The following is a 14,007-nucleotide window of genomic DNA, read 5'->3' as shown; positions in this document are numbered from 1 at the left end:
AAAATCATGGCAAGATCTAGACAAATTTCAGAGTCAATCGGTTTGGGGCTTTTACTTGCTCTGGCTGGCGGATTTATGGATGCTTACTCTTACATTGAAAGAGGTCAGGTATTCGCTAATGCGCAGACTGGGAACATACTTTTATTTGGAATTAATCTTTCGGAGGGGAACTGGGCTATCGCAATTCAGTATTTTTGGCCGGTTGTCTCTTTTACGGTCGGAATTGCGATATCTGAAGTGATTCATCGGCGAGATATTAGACGTCTCCACTGGCGTCAGCTTTCTGTCTTGATAGAGGTGGTAATTTTAATTGGAGTTGCATTTATTCCACTTGATCATAATCTAATTGCCAATTCGCTCATATCTTTTGTATGTGGTATCCAAGTAGAAAGTTTCCGAAAAATGCACGGTAGAGGGATTGCGACGACGATGTGTATAGGGAATTTGCGGAGCGCCACGCAAAATTTATGCGATTATTTCGAGTACAAGGAAAAACAATATTTGCGTAACAGCTTGCTATATTTTACCGTTATTCTTAGTTTTATCATTGGTGCGGTTGTAGGGAATTTCTTTATTCAGCTATTCGCACAATATGCTATTCTCGTTTGTGCATTTATACAGTTTATCGCCTTTATGATGATGTTTATTGATAGAGAAAGTAAAATAATATAAAAAAACTGCCAACAAAATGATTTCTCACTTTGCTGGCAGTATTTTATTTCGCGTCTTCTTCTACTTTTTTAAATTCGAAGTTCTTCATCCATTTTTTATTTTTACGAATGGAGAAATAACCGACAACCGAGATGACAAATGCGCCGAGGAAATCTACGAAAAGATCCCCCATTGTGTCTGCAACTGCTGCATGACCTTGTAGCATTGTACCATCTTCTAGCATCGTTTTTTGCATGTTCATTCCAAAGCTATCTGCTGCAAATTCATAGAACTCCCAGAAAACGCCTAAAAATACAGCAAAACTACAAGCAAATAATGCTACAAAAACCGGGCTCATGGAAAGTGTAACCCGTTCATCATTATTCAGTAAACTTACAATCGAAAAGCCAAGCCCACCAAGCATAGCCCCACTAAATGTATGTAAAATCGTATCCCAGTTAGGAATTAAATAATAGAAACTGCGAACTTCCCCAAGATAAATCGCGCAATATAAGAAAACGATAAAAACAATATACATCGCATTCGGAATGACGAATTTCATTTTTTTACTAATGATGGATGGTAAGAATAGCACTACCACGCCAAGTACACACTGCATAAGCATAAGTGAGTAGTCGCCCTTTGTTTGTTGTCCTTCTGGTACATTGCCAGATGGTGCTGTAATTAAGTTAACTATTGCATAAACCATAGAAATCACGAGCGTTATTAGTACAAAAATTGCAAGAATCTGTGCCCAGTTCCATTTCCGTTTTTTCGTCTTGTCTTTCATGAAGCGCCTCACCCCTTTTTAAAATATGTATTCATTATAATCTATGTGAAGCAAAAAAAGAAATTTAAAACCAGCTTGCCACTTCTTCGTAACGCTTTTGTGACAATTTCCTGTCTAAAATCAGCTATATTTTGTGTTTCTCGCACATATACTTTAATACCGCTTTACCATGATTTTTAATTTTGTTACACTAAACTCATACTATATGAATCTTTTAACTGGAGGAAAATCGAATGAAAAAAGTATCATCTTTATTAACCCAAGATCAGTTTTGGGGAATTATTGACAACTCTGACAAAGGGAGCAAATTAGAAGAATTACTAGAAAAGTTGAGTGAGGATGAACTTTTTGGTTATGATTATTGGTGGAACTACTTTCATAAAAAATCTTATAACCAATCGCTCTGGGCTGTTGCTTACGTAGTATTAGGTGGCTGTAGTGATGATGGATTTGACTATTTTCGTTATTGGTTACTAACAAGAGGTAAGGCTGTATTCACATCTGCTATGGAAAATGCTGATACGCTTTGCGATGAATTTGATTTATTAACAGAGGATGAATATCCTGAAAGTGAAGAGGTCGCTTACTTAGTGATGGATGTTTTCGAAAACAAACTAGGTAAAGACTTTGACGATGCTGAAATTGAAGCAGAGAGTAGAATTGAGTTTGAAGAAGTATCTATGCCTAAAATAGATTTTGAGTGGAATGAAGACGACGAAGATTCTATCAAAAAAGTATGCCCAAACACTTTTGCAAAATGGTGGAATAACGATAAATTCTAATATAAAAACACGGAAATCCTATTAATAAGGACTTCCGTGTTTTTTTGTTATTTCAAAAAGTCTTGTAAAGCTTTCGCATTTGCGGCTACGTCATCTAAACGAAGCACTGCACCTGCTCCATCAATTCTTTCATTGTGCCATTTCCCTTCAACAGGAATCGCGAATTTTTCCATTGTTTCTGTTTTCCCTAGTAGGAAATCTGCGCCAATGGACATTAATGTTCCTGTTGGGATATTAGTGGAAGAATAACCTTGTAGTTTCCCGATAACATCAGGGATTTTTGCTACATCACCAACATCAATCGCCTGTTCTTTCAAAGCTTCTAATACTTGTTGCTGACGACGAATTCGACCGAAGTCTCCTTCTGCATCTTTACGGAAGCGAGCATATTGTAACAATGTTTTACCATCCATTACTTGTTCGCCTTTTTTAATGTTTGCGTCGATATTTTTCGACATATCTTTCTCTGCGTTGATTTTGATTCCTTCTGGTGCAAGTGTATCAACAATCTTAGGGAAACCTTCAAAATTGGCTACTACATAATATTGTACGTCTACTCCAAAATTTTCTTTAATTGTTTGGCGTACAAGTTCTGGACCGCCGTATGAATAAGCTGCATTGATTTTGTTTTTGCCGTGTCCTGGAATATCTACGTATGTATCACGCATGATCGATACCAGTTTTGGCGTATTTGTTTTCGTATTATAATGAGCAATCATCAAGCTGTCTGAACGGCCTTGGTCTTCACCGCGAGAGTCACTACCGATAAGTAGCACATTGATTTCATCGCCAACTGCTTTGGCACCATTGAATTTGTAGTCTTTTAATTTACTTTCATTTTGCGCTTCTTTTAAGCTAGATTGATATTGGAAATAACCTATAACTGCAACTACACCAACTAAAATTAATAGGGCTACAAGAATCGTAACAAAAATTCTTCCTTTGCGCGCTTTTCTTTTTTGTGCATGTCTTGCCATATTTCACACCTCTTTTATTGTAACTTACTTCCATATTACAATAAAATGACAAAAAATAGGAGCGATAATTCCATAAGATTTTTTAAAGATTGGAAAAAGCCCCCTAAAATGATGATTTCTAGAGGGCTCGCAAATATTAAAGGGTTCCGTCACTGCTTGTAGTACTATCACTTGTTCCAGAGTCAGAACTATCATCTGAACTATTTGGCGCTTGGCCAGGTTCACCGGACGGTGGCGTTCCACTCGGCATCTCACTTCCACCAGGTCCTTGCATTGTTCCATTAGTATTATTTTCTGGGGTATTTTGACTAACTGAATACAGCTGATAACTTAAAACACTAATAATTATGACAGAAAGAATACTGACAATAATCGTGCTCCACTTCCATTTATTGTGGATGCCTTTCCCACGAATAATGACCTTCTTTTCTGGTTGTTCCATCTCTTCCATCCAACATCATCCTTTCGTTACCACTACTTTACCAAGCAAATAAGAACAAATTATGACATGAATTAGAAAAAAATATGTCGGGCAAATCTAAAGTTTTCTTTAATTTTTTCAACTTTTTTAGAAGTGTTTGGTATAATTAATTGAATATAACATGAAATTAAGGGGTGTATTATGGCCAATTTAAATGGGAAAAAAGGTAACAACAAGAAAGCAATTATCATTGGAAGTATTGTTGCTGTTGTCGTCCTCGCAGGCATTGCCATTTACTTTTTCATTCAAAATCAACACAAAGATGAAAAAAATGCTTTAGCAGCCGCAGAAACTTTTACATCAAATATCGCTAAAGAAAAGTACGACAAGTTGGGAAGTAGCGTCTCAAGTGAATCCCTGAAAAAAGTCGAATTTACAAAGAAAGAAATGGAAGATAAGTATCAAGCTGTTTACGACGGGATTGGCGCAAAAGATATTAAAGTAAAAAATCTAAAATCTGTCTATGATGACAAAGAAAACAAGTTTAACTTAACATATGAACTAGAAATGCGGACTAGCCTTGGAAAACTCGCTACACAAAAATACAAAACGACTATTTCCAAGCAAGATGATGACTGGAAAATCGACTGGAAACCAGCTCTCATTTTCCCAGGAATGGTGAAAACAGATAAGGTGCGCATCACGGAAGACGAAGCAGAGCGTGGTCAAATTGTGGACAGAAATGGGAATCCACTCGCGACTACTGGTCAATTTGCCGAAGCTGGTGTAGTGCCTTCGAAGCTTGGTGAAGGCGACGAGAAAGTAAAAAACATTGCGGATATTAGCAAAAAACTAGAAGTCTCCACTGATTACATCAACAAACAGCTCGATCAAAAATGGGTCCAAGCAGATAGCTTCGTTCCTTTAGTTACATTGAATAAAGATAATCTACCTGAAGCTACTGGACTTACGTATGCTCAAAAAGAAATGCGGACGTACCCATTAAATGAAGCAACATCGCATTTGATTGGTTATGTCGGTGAAGTTAGCGCCGAAGACATTGAAAAAAATCCAAAACTCAGCGTTGGCGATGTCATTGGGAAAAGTGGCTTAGAACGTTACTATGACAAACAACTGCGTGGTAAAAATGGTGGCGCAATTAAAATCATCAATGACCAAACAAAGCAAGAAGATACTTTACAAAAAATCGATAAAAAAGATGGCGAAGAAATTAAACTAACGATTGATGCAGCCGTTCAGAAGAAAGCTTTTGATAGCCTCGGTTCCGAAACTGGTGCTGTGACAATGATTAATCCGACAAATGGCGAATTATTAGCGTTAGTGAGCACCCCTTCTTATGATGCGAACCAAATGGTGCTCGGGATTACTTCTGAAGATTATGCAAAATATAATGACGACAAACGCCTTCCTTTCTTAGCAAGATACGCAAATCGTTACGCACCAGGCTCTACCTTTAAAACAATTACAGCCACAATTGGGCTGGATACTGGCATTACAAAACCCGACAAAGTCCGTGAAATTTCTGGCTTACAGTGGCAAAAAGATGCTTCATGGGGCAAATATTTTGTCACTCGTGTCCATGATGTTCCAAAAGTAAATATGACGGATGCGCTTGTGCACTCTGATAACATTTACTTCGCTCAAGAAGGTCTAGAAATCGGCAAAGATAAACTAACTGCTGGCTTGAAAAAATTCGATTTTGATAAGGAATATAACTTACCTTTCACAATGAAACCAGCACAAATTTCGAATGATGGACTGAACTCGGAAATTTTACTAGCTGACACATCTTACGGACAAGGCGAATTACTGATGTCGCCAATTCAACAAGCGATTGCTTACTCGGCTATTGCCAACGACGGAAAAATGCCTTATCCAAAACTAGATACAAAAGAAAAAGCTGGCAAGGAAACACAAGCAACCGAAGCCGCATCTGCCAACCAAGTCAAAGCAGCTTTAGTCAAAACTGTCTCTGACCCAGCCGGTACAGCGCACGCTTTACAAATCCAAGGTCACAATATCGCAGCCAAAACTGGTACAGCCGAACTAAAAGAAAAACAAGGCGAAGATGGACTTGAAAATGGTTTTGTTTACGCCTTCGATGCCGACAATCCCAATTACCTCATGGTAGGAATGATTGAAAACGTCAAAGGTCGCGGTGGTAGCGGACTTGTAATTGATAAGCTAAAACCTGTAATTGAAAGTATGTATAAATAAAAAAAGAGGCATTCTGTTCGCGAACAGAATGCCTCTTTTTTGTTAACTTTCATGGGTTAATCCAGTAATTTCACCCTTATTATCAAAACGAACAACTAAAAGTTCGTCACTAACTTCTGGTAACAGTTTGAAATCAAATGTTAAATCCAACTCATTATTGGCATTTTCCGAAAACCAAACGCCTGATAGTACTAGTTTATCGATTAAGATTTCCTTTGTTACATTTTCTATCGCATCACATTCGGTAACTTCTAAAACCTCTTCAGGCAATTCATCTGTATGAAACTCAAAATAAATAGTAAGCGTATCATTTTCATCAAATTGCTCTAAAATAGTTTTTTTCGCTTTTACGTGTAGTTCCGGAATTTGATCCGTTAAAGTAACGATATCTTTAAAATAATCTTCTGAAGTAAGCTTTTCAAAAATACTATAATTAATCTTTACTTCTTTGCCATCCAAAGGAATTACGGCGTCCATTGTCGTTCCATTTTCTTGCGTATAGCTTAGTGTTCCTAGTAACTTGGTAGTTAACGTTCTGTTTGTCATATTCGGTGCCTCCTAGAAATAGTAGCTTGCATACGCTCAGTATAACTTAAATTCACTTTAATTCGCAACTGGTTTCGCGGCACTGCTTTCAGGGAAACTATTAACAACTATTTAAACCGAAGAAAGAAGGAAGTCCCATGGTAAAAATCACAACTTATCCCGCTGAACCTTCTGATGTTAAACATTATATTTCTGGAGAAAAAATGAAAAATGACCACCATTTGCATACGGTTCTTACATTTGATAATCATTTAAATATAGACGTTCTAAAAAAAGCAGTGATACAGTCTACTAAAAAACTTCCGCTATTACTTTGTCATTTTAAAGAAACGAAAAAAGGTGCTTTTTGGCAAGAAAGTGTTTTTTCTGCGGAGGATTTGGTTTTCTTAGTGAAAACGCAAGCGCCAGAAACCGAAGTGGACCGAGCACTTGTAACGAAGCTTTCCACAGAAAATGGGCCGCAAATTTGCTTTACTGTTGTTCGGACTGACACTTCTGATCAGCTTGTGGTTATTATGAATCATATGTTAGCGGATGGTGCTGGATTTAAGGAATATCTTTATTTATTGAGTGAGCTTTATTCTAATCTGCTTGAAAATCCGGATTATGTGGCGAATTTGAGCTTAGGTTCCCGGAGTTTAAAGCAAGTTTTTGATCAACTCTCACGTAATGAAATAAAGTCCATTTTTACGGAAAAAACGAAGCAAAAAGCTGTCCATAATCCAACTTTCCCTCTTAAAGGGGACCCGAAAAATCCGAAAGTTATTTGGACTAAGCTACCAAAAGCGCATTTTTCGGAAATCATCCACTTTGCTAAAGAGCACGAGGCAACTGTGAATGATGTTCTGTTCGCCGCAATGGCGCGCACTGTTCAGCAAACAACAGGGCAACAAGAAATGTCAATCGATTGCCCGGTGGATCTCCGTAAGTATTTGCCGAGTAAAACCAGTAGCGGAATTACCAATCTAACCGCCAATATTACATGCCAAATCAGCGAAGACGATGACCTAACGTCATTTGAAAGTACACTCCAAGCCGTCAAAAATTCACTCAATCCACAAAAAAACAGCTTTGCACCTCTACGAATTTATTATTTATTGGAACTGATTTTCAAGAAAAAGAACTACTCTGTTGCGAAAAAAGCTTCTGAAAAAATGTATTCTATTCCGAAAACAAGTTTTACGAATATAGGTATTATCGATGAGGAAAAGCTCGTTTTTGAAGGTAGCACTTTAACAGATTGTTTTATTTGTGGTTCTTTAAAGTATGCGCCGTTTTTCCAAGTCGCTGCTACAACTTTCCGCGGCTCGCTGACACTGAGTACTAATTTACATGGTACTGCGCAAGATCATGCTTGGCAGAAAGAATTTTTGGAGCAGATGATTTCGGAAATTCCTTCTAAATAAGAAAAAGCTATCCTCAGCAGGATGGCTTTTTCTTATTTTTGACTATCCAATAATTCGTAGCCTACTTTCAAGTTATTTAAGACTGTTTGTAATTTATTCGTGCGCACTTTTTTAAAGATAATTTGATTTGGATATGATTTTTTAAATACCTTCGTATCTGCCGAGGCTTCTGAACTTCTTTTAATCGCATTTATATTTAAAGAAACAGTAACTTATTCGAGAGTCCAAGGTGGAGACAGCAAAAATTTACTTTTAGTTAATGATGATGGTACACTGTCACTAAATAACAACTGGAAATCTGACCATAATTTAAATGTTTCAACAGGAAAAGACCACGCAAAATACTTTAAAGAGAAACGTTCTAATTCTTATATAGTTGAATTTGAAGTCCCTAAATATTTGGATGATTTAATTAAGGAAAATGCAATTTCTCAAAACGGTTATAAAATTAATCCGTTAAATCAAGGAGGCACTGCTCCTAAAATAGTTGATAAAGGAGTTTTTGAAAAATTTAATTTTGAAGGTACTGCTTACGAGATACCAGACCCCATCACCCAATGGTTAGCGGAGTATGCTCAAAATGCAAAAATATTAAAGTGAAAGTGGTGAAGAAAACATCATGCTGATACCTAAATATGCAGAAAATATTATTGTAGGAGTAAAATATAACGACTCTTTTAATTGGTATATTACCGACACAGAATTATGGTATTTAGATTATAACCAAGCTTGTTATTCAATTGAAGAATACCCAAAAGAACGAAAGAATATAAGCATCTTAAATGAAAATACAGCCAACTCTTTTTTAATAAATATAGAAAGCTATAAAAGCTCAACAAACTCTCTAAAGCAAAATTTCTTTAAAGAACTTAATCGAAATAAAGAAGAAGTTACATATGATTATAACCCCAGTCTATTAGTAGATTTTGACAATCAAATTCTTTACTCTAATTATCCTGAATCTATATCTTTTGAAGAATATATTCCAGATAATTGGAGTGGATATTTTCAAAGATTCTTTGAAAATATCCCTCAAGAATATAGATATTGGGAAGAAAACAGCACAAATTATTTAACTAGGAAGGATTGAATCATGAAAAAAGATAAATTAACTATGATAAAAGAGACTTTTAAAAATGATAAAACTGGGGAACTAACACCAGGCGTAACAATAATTCTTGATGGTGAGGTGGCTCAAGCATTAGATATAATTATGAAAAACAAAGGATATTCTGATTATCCTGAAGCCTTAAAAGATGTTATTTTTGAAGGTATTCAGAGCTTTATAAAACAAAATGATTAAAAAAACTATCTACAAGCCGTAATGGAGCTCAATAGGTAGACCTTTTACCGAGCAGGTTTATCTGGTCGGTATTTTTTTGTGATCATTCTTTCCTGATGTTGACTAAAGCTTATTTCGCTTTGATTTGATGGTGGTTTTAGTAATATATCCTTTCGACCTTTATATACCCCATAGCTGGCACCACTTTTTGCTGAAATAAAACAGCCTACCTCAATCCAAGGTAGGCTGTTTCATTATTATTTCAACAATTCCCGAAGCGCATCTACGCGATCCGTTAATGGTTTTCCTAATGCTTTTTCAAAATCATCAGAAGTAACATCTAATTGGTCGTTCTTAATGTCGTGTTGGAACGATAAGAACATTTCTGCGACAGGTTGTGGTAAACCGACAGAAACTAAATTTTCCACAAATCCTTTATCATCTGAAGAAATAACGTCGAAATCTTTTCCAGTTGCTTCTTTTAATGCTTTTGTAAGTTCTTCGTATGTCATGAGTGGGCCAGATAATTCAAGGATTTCTGGGAAGTCAGCGCCCGCAACAGCTTTTGCGGCTACTTCTGCGTATTCGCGTTTTAATGCCCAGCCAACTTTTCCTTTTTCAGCAGCGTATACAAATTTTCCAGCACTCAATGCGCCACCGATCATCGGCATTTCATTTTCGAAGTACCAGTTGTTACGCAAGAAAGTGTGCGCGATTCCGGATTTTTCGATTACTTTTTCGGTAAAGAAATGATCTTCTGCTAAAGCGCTTGTGGATTTATCTGCGCCTGCGAAACTTGTGTAAACAATGTAAGAAACGCCTGCTTCTTTTGCAGCATTTACCACATTTTCGTGTTCTACTTGGCGATTACCAGGTGCTCCTGAAACAAATAATACGCGGTCGATGCCTGCGAATGCTTGCTTCATTGATTCTGCATCACTATAATCACCAATACGGATATTAAATCCTGTTGCTTTCAAGTCTGCACCTTTTTCTTCACTACGAACTAAAGCATAAATATCGGACATGGGAACGAGCTCTTTCAAATAATTTAATGCGTATCCTCCAAGTCCACCTGTTGCACCAGTTACTAAATAAGTCATTTAAACCACTCCTTCAAATTTTTTTAATATTAAAAGCTGTACATTTATAATTTACACCTTTATAATAAACATTATGATAAGATAAGTCAAGGAGAAAATTTGAAAGGATTGAAAAAAATGAAATACTCCATCCAATTTAGTGATGCTATCCACATTTTGGCTTATATAGAAATTTTTAAAAATACGAAATTGTTATCAAGTGAAATTATTGCTGGTAGTGTAAAGACAAATCCCGCTAATATTAGAAGAATTATGAGCAATTTGAAAAAGTCCGATTTAATTACTACGCAAACTGGCAAAGCAAATCCGATTCTTGCTAGGCCGCCAGAAGAAATTTCGTTGCTCGATGTCTACAAAAGTATTGAAGGCAATACGAATTTAATTCATGTTGATCCAAAAACCAACCCAGATTGTGTTGTCGGCGCCAATATCCAACAAGTTCTTACGAGTAAATACGATTTGCTCCAACAAAAAATGGAACTTGAAATGGAAAAAATTAAGTTAGATAGTATTGTACGCGATATTTCTGTATTGGAAAGTAAAGACAGACCGCAGAACATGGAAATTGTCGAAAAATATTTGTAAAATAAGGCCAAATAAAAAAGGAACTGATCCGTTTTTAGCGAATCAGTTCCTTTTTTTATTGTTGAAATGAAGTAAACGATGCTGCTTTTTCTTTTAGAATATCTAGAAGTACTAGTTGATTAGAAATAGCGCTACCTTGTAATTGAACTTGACCTAATTTCTCCGTTGTAAGAACGCAAACAAAGTCAAATTCATGCGTTCTTTGCGCATTTTTGATAATTGTATCGTGTTTATCATAATGAACTTCTACGGTTAAGTCTTCCCAGTTAAGAATTGTTCCGTCCAAAGAAACACCTTCTTGGGTAACAAGGATTTTTTTATTATTTGCAGCTAGTAATTGATCTAACAGCGATGATTTTTGGGTATTTAATGGGGTATTGGTTAGTTTTTTATCCAATTTCTGGTAAAAAGCTCTGTAATCGCTAGGAGCTAAGAAATTAAACGCTAGCTGATTTTTTTCACTGAGCGCCTTCTTATTCGTAGCAATTAATTTTGGTGTAACTTTTGTCAGAAAGTTTTCTAGAAGTTCTCCAGATTCGCCCACTCTTGCAGGTATATAAATCCAGTCATTTGAATTTTCCGCGCGGTAAAGCAGATTGTTCACGAGCTTTAGTCCTGGAACGCGTAACATTTGAATTTCTTCTATATTTTCGAAAGGAATAATCCCCTCTGACTTCCCTTTGAATAAGGATTCAATCCCATTTTCATGGAGTTGGAAAGAACGCGCATAAACGGTGCTTTTCACGCGGATTGTAAGCAAAAGCCCTCCGATGAAAAATAGCGCTGCACAAACGCCAATCCCCATTACTATAAGTTGTTTTACTGAGTCTGTTACATCGAGATAACTCCCCATGTCTGTAGGTGTCGTTGGCATAGCATTTACTTTAAAAGTAACAAATATCAACATAACTCCGATTAGTAAAATAACAAGTGCCAAAATCATTGCACCTATATTAGTCCGATGTCGTTCTTGGTAGGTTTTGATAATGTTTCCCCCTAATATTAATTAATCAGCGCAAAAATGATTCCAATAATTAAAAGACCAAATACAAAACCAACAATAGATTTCCAGTTTCCTTTTTGTTTCATTATGTCTCCTCCGTTTCTCTGGATGTATTGTGAAACAATAACATTCACTTCTTTTTAGAATATCATGCGAAAATGCTTAAATCAATGTACTTTTTGTGAATCTTTTAGTTCACTTAGAAAACTAATTTGTTGTTTACATCTGCATATTGACACAATTTATACAAGAAAAGAAGGCGAAGAGTCGCCTTCTTTTCTTGGTCAGTTGTCAGTTATTTCTGCGTACTTAAATTCGTAGCTTTTGTCCAACCGATGAAGGTGGAGCTAGTTCTTATCCGATACCAAAGCTGACCTTCAACGGTGGCTGTTCGATCGACAATTAATGTTTGATTTTTATACTTGGTTAAAGTTCCCCATTTGATTGGGCTATCTACTACCGGAACTTTATAGTATGCTTCATTTCCTTTATTTGCGCTGACGTATCGAGTTAATTGGATTGGTATTTCCATGCTTTGTTTATAAAATGTGTTAAGTGCACGCGTATCGACCCAACCAATTACTTTACCATCAATGCTAAATTGATACCACGTAGTAATTGGTGTTTTGGCTTCGCGCAATATTCGCATATTTTTACCTTGGTAGACGGAAAGCTTGTTCACGAGGGTTGCGCCGGCTGTATTGTATGGTTTCGTCCAAACTGCATTCCCTGGCGCATTTTTTACTCTTGCATAAGCAGTAACACCTTTGTCATATTCTATTTTATCGTAACGGTCTAAGGAAAGATTTTCAGCTTTGGTCCAGCCAATATTTTTTAACCTGTACCATAATTCACTGCCATTTCGCGCTTCTCTATCAACAGTTAAAGCTTTACAGCGGTGCGAGGCTAGCGTTCCTTGTTTAAGCGAGTTATCTTCTCTTGGAAGTTTGTAGATTCCCGCATTCCCGCGAATATATTTAACATAGCGTGTTAAGTTCACCGCTTTTTCAGTCGTTTCCGCTTTAAACATCGCGTACAAAGTAAAATCGTTTCCGGACATATAATCCGTACTAAAATTCCACTCATGTCCACCATTTTTTTCAGTATACCAGCCTTTAAAAACATAGCCTTGTTTGGTCGGAGGTTTAGGTGCAGTTATTCGCGTCCCTGCCTCTACTTTTGTTTTTATTACCGTTCCATCAACATCATAACTTACTGTGTAAACCTCTTTCAGTGGTTGGGTTACTCTCCCATGAAATCGTGCTTTTGCTTTTCCAACAGTGACTGGTTGATAGAAAACAAAACTTACTTCATTTATAAATTCTGGTAAATGCCATTTGACATTCGGTTTTTCATAATCGCCATCATCACTTATTATTTCTGGAGTAACAAGCGACCCATCAATGTTTTTTACTGTGTTCGGAACAACTAGATTCGTTTGATGATTAATAGATTTATTCAAACATTCTTGGCTAAATAATTCTAAAACATCCAGATTTTTAAGCCCTGCTAACGCTCTTAAATCGCTTATGTGATTCTTACTTAAATATAGGTTCTGCAATTTAGTTAAACCTGAAAGTGGCACAATATCACTAATTTCGTTATCTTCAAGAGATAAAGTATCCAGTTGAGTTAAACGTGAAAGAATCGTTATATCCGTTAGTTTATTATTTCCCAAATACAAACTTTCCAGTTGCGGTAAATGAACAAGTCCATTTATATCACTTATACCATTATGCTCCAAAGAAAGTGATTTTAATTTTTTTAAATCCTTGAGCGAACTTAGGTCTTTAATTTTATTTTCGTCTAAAAAAAGCCATCCTAAATTTTTCGAGTTTGCTAAGGGCTTTATATCTGTTAGTTTATTCCCGTTTAAAAATAACTTTGTCACATTGGGTAAATACTGAATTCCTTGAATGGATTTAATATCACTATTATTCGCAATGATTTGATCTATACCATTTAATTCATTTTGTGCCACTAGATCCGTCACACTTTTTTTCTTTAAATTGTCTTTGATAGTTTCTGCAAAAGCATCATCTGGAAAAATTTGCTTGATTGGCGTTGGCACAGTGATAGTCTCCGCTTGTACTTTCGCCCCGTTTCCAATAATTATCCATAAACTAAAAATAATGGCTAAACCTGAGATTAAACAATGTTTCCTTCTTGGGTTGTGCTTTTCTTTCACACTATCCTCTCCTTGATTCTAGTTATTAAAAAATA

At 36.3% G+C, this 14,007-nt stretch carries 15 protein-coding genes and 1 pseudogene; 8 read left to right on the top strand and 8 right to left on the bottom strand.

Going from position 1 to position 14,007, the window contains the following annotated elements:
• The first annotated feature begins 6 nt into the window (after positions 1-6).
• A complete protein-coding gene (locus tag AB2Q86_RS02470) occupies positions 7-672 on the top strand; it encodes a YoaK family protein (protein WP_003735627.1) in 666 nt (221 codons plus the stop codon).
• A 43-nt stretch (positions 673-715) separates the two neighbouring features.
• Here AB2Q86_RS02470 and AB2Q86_RS02465 read toward each other — a convergent pair whose 3' ends face one another.
• Complete coding sequence (locus tag AB2Q86_RS02465) at positions 716-1,441, bottom strand: hypothetical protein (protein ID WP_003728998.1); 726 nt, start codon at positions 1,439-1,441, stop codon at positions 716-718.
• A gap of 233 nt (positions 1,442-1,674) precedes the next feature.
• Here AB2Q86_RS02465 and AB2Q86_RS02460 point away from each other — a divergent pair, with 233 nt between their 5' ends.
• Positions 1,675-2,223 carry a DUF4240 domain-containing protein gene (locus tag AB2Q86_RS02460; protein WP_012581926.1) on the top strand — a complete coding sequence of 183 codons (549 nt, stop codon included), beginning with the start codon at positions 1,675-1,677 and terminating at the stop codon, positions 2,221-2,223.
• A 47-nt stretch (positions 2,224-2,270) separates the two neighbouring features.
• Here the strand turns inward: AB2Q86_RS02460 and AB2Q86_RS02455 are convergent, their stop codons facing one another.
• Entirely contained in the window at positions 2,271-3,200 is a 930-nt protein-coding gene (locus tag AB2Q86_RS02455; protein ID WP_012581927.1) for an LCP family protein, read from the bottom strand.
• Between the two features lie 136 nt (positions 3,201-3,336).
• A complete protein-coding gene (locus AB2Q86_RS02450) occupies positions 3,337-3,651 on the bottom strand; it encodes a hypothetical protein (protein WP_003729006.1) in 315 nt (104 codons plus the stop codon).
• 171 nt (positions 3,652-3,822) lie between these two features.
• On the opposite strand from AB2Q86_RS02450, the gene AB2Q86_RS02445 reads away from it, so the two are divergent.
• Positions 3,823-5,859: a penicillin-binding transpeptidase domain-containing protein gene (locus AB2Q86_RS02445; protein ID WP_012581928.1), complete on the top strand. Its 2,037-nt coding sequence runs from the start codon at positions 3,823-3,825 to the stop codon at positions 5,857-5,859.
• 42 nt (positions 5,860-5,901) lie between these two features.
• Here AB2Q86_RS02445 and AB2Q86_RS02440 read toward each other — a convergent pair whose 3' ends face one another.
• Entirely contained in the window at positions 5,902-6,405 is a 504-nt protein-coding gene (locus AB2Q86_RS02440) for a DUF2004 domain-containing protein (RefSeq protein WP_012581929.1), read from the bottom strand.
• 137 nt (positions 6,406-6,542) lie between these two features.
• On the opposite strand from AB2Q86_RS02440, the gene AB2Q86_RS02435 reads away from it, so the two are divergent.
• A complete protein-coding gene (locus AB2Q86_RS02435; RefSeq protein WP_012581930.1) occupies positions 6,543-7,811 on the top strand; it encodes a condensation domain-containing protein in 1,269 nt (422 codons plus the stop codon).
• Positions 7,812-7,843: 32 nt separating this feature from the next.
• Here AB2Q86_RS02435 and AB2Q86_RS02430 read toward each other — a convergent pair.
• Positions 7,844-8,011 (bottom strand): annotated as a pseudogene (locus AB2Q86_RS02430) (nuclear targeted protein LntA); the annotation flags it as partial.
• A gap of 199 nt (positions 8,012-8,210) precedes the next feature.
• Between AB2Q86_RS02430 and AB2Q86_RS02425 the strand changes: the two are divergent.
• The 3 genes from AB2Q86_RS02425 to AB2Q86_RS02415 are packed head-to-tail and all read left to right on the top strand — an operon-like array spanning position 8,211 to position 9,114.
• On the top strand, positions 8,211-8,411 hold the full coding sequence (locus tag AB2Q86_RS02425) for a hypothetical protein (RefSeq protein WP_012581931.1): 201 nt from the start codon (positions 8,211-8,213) through the stop codon (positions 8,409-8,411).
• 19 nt (positions 8,412-8,430) lie between these two features.
• Positions 8,431-8,901 carry a hypothetical protein gene (locus AB2Q86_RS02420; RefSeq protein ID WP_012581932.1) on the top strand — a complete coding sequence of 157 codons (471 nt, stop codon included), beginning with the start codon at positions 8,431-8,433 and terminating at the stop codon, positions 8,899-8,901.
• 3 nt (positions 8,902-8,904) lie between these two features.
• Positions 8,905-9,114, top strand: coding sequence for a hypothetical protein (locus tag AB2Q86_RS02415; protein ID WP_003738163.1), 210 nt, complete (start codon positions 8,905-8,907; stop codon positions 9,112-9,114).
• A 236-nt stretch (positions 9,115-9,350) separates the two neighbouring features.
• On the opposite strand, the gene AB2Q86_RS02410 is transcribed toward AB2Q86_RS02415, so the two are convergent.
• Complete coding sequence (locus AB2Q86_RS02410) at positions 9,351-10,196, bottom strand: SDR family oxidoreductase (RefSeq protein ID WP_012581933.1); 846 nt, start codon at positions 10,194-10,196, stop codon at positions 9,351-9,353.
• A 99-nt stretch (positions 10,197-10,295) separates the two neighbouring features.
• On the opposite strand from AB2Q86_RS02410, the gene AB2Q86_RS02405 reads away from it, so the two are divergent.
• The gene (locus AB2Q86_RS02405) at positions 10,296-10,781 is read left to right on the top strand and encodes an Rrf2 family transcriptional regulator (protein ID WP_012581934.1); all 486 of its coding nucleotides are present in this window, start codon (positions 10,296-10,298) and stop codon (positions 10,779-10,781) included.
• A gap of 55 nt (positions 10,782-10,836) precedes the next feature.
• On the opposite strand, the gene AB2Q86_RS02400 is transcribed toward AB2Q86_RS02405, so the two are convergent.
• The gene (locus AB2Q86_RS02400; RefSeq protein ID WP_231846849.1) at positions 10,837-11,724 is read right to left on the bottom strand and encodes a hypothetical protein; all 888 of its coding nucleotides are present in this window, start codon (positions 11,722-11,724) and stop codon (positions 10,837-10,839) included.
• 355 nt (positions 11,725-12,079) lie between these two features.
• Positions 12,080-13,972, bottom strand: a complete 1,893-nt coding sequence (gene inlB, locus AB2Q86_RS02395; RefSeq protein ID WP_012581937.1) for a GW domain-containing class 2 internalin InlB — start codon at positions 13,970-13,972, stop codon at positions 12,080-12,082.
• Positions 13,973-14,007 lie beyond the last annotated feature (35 nt).

Source organism: Listeria monocytogenes (assembly GCF_041765605.1).
GTDB lineage: Bacteria > Bacillota > Bacilli > Lactobacillales > Listeriaceae > Listeria > Listeria monocytogenes_D.
This window is presented reverse-complemented; position numbering and strand designations above follow the sequence as displayed.

Coding starts and splice junctions, on each gene's coding strand:
- AB2Q86_RS02460 (WP_012581926.1), top strand. CDS start 1,675: ATGAAAAAAGTATCATCTTTATTAACCCAAGATCAGTTTTGGGGAATT.
- AB2Q86_RS02440 (WP_012581929.1), bottom strand. CDS start 6,405: ATGACAAACAGAACGTTAACTACCAAGTTACTAGGAACACTAAGCTAT.
- AB2Q86_RS02455 (WP_012581927.1), bottom strand. CDS start 3,200: ATGGCAAGACATGCACAAAAAAGAAAAGCGCGCAAAGGAAGAATTTTT.
- AB2Q86_RS02420 (WP_012581932.1), top strand. CDS start 8,431: ATGCTGATACCTAAATATGCAGAAAATATTATTGTAGGAGTAAAATAT.
- AB2Q86_RS02465 (WP_003728998.1), bottom strand. CDS start 1,441: ATGAAAGACAAGACGAAAAAACGGAAATGGAACTGGGCACAGATTCTT.
- AB2Q86_RS02445 (WP_012581928.1), top strand. CDS start 3,823: ATGGCCAATTTAAATGGGAAAAAAGGTAACAACAAGAAAGCAATTATC.
- AB2Q86_RS02450 (WP_003729006.1), bottom strand. CDS start 3,651: ATGGAAGAGATGGAACAACCAGAAAAGAAGGTCATTATTCGTGGGAAA.
- AB2Q86_RS02400 (WP_231846849.1), bottom strand. CDS start 11,724: ATGATTTTGGCACTTGTTATTTTACTAATCGGAGTTATGTTGATATTT.
- AB2Q86_RS02410 (WP_012581933.1), bottom strand. CDS start 10,196: ATGACTTATTTAGTAACTGGTGCAACAGGTGGACTTGGAGGATACGCA.
- AB2Q86_RS02415 (WP_003738163.1), top strand. CDS start 8,905: ATGAAAAAAGATAAATTAACTATGATAAAAGAGACTTTTAAAAATGAT.
- AB2Q86_RS02470 (WP_003735627.1), top strand. CDS start 7: ATGGCAAGATCTAGACAAATTTCAGAGTCAATCGGTTTGGGGCTTTTA.
- AB2Q86_RS02435 (WP_012581930.1), top strand. CDS start 6,543: ATGGTAAAAATCACAACTTATCCCGCTGAACCTTCTGATGTTAAACAT.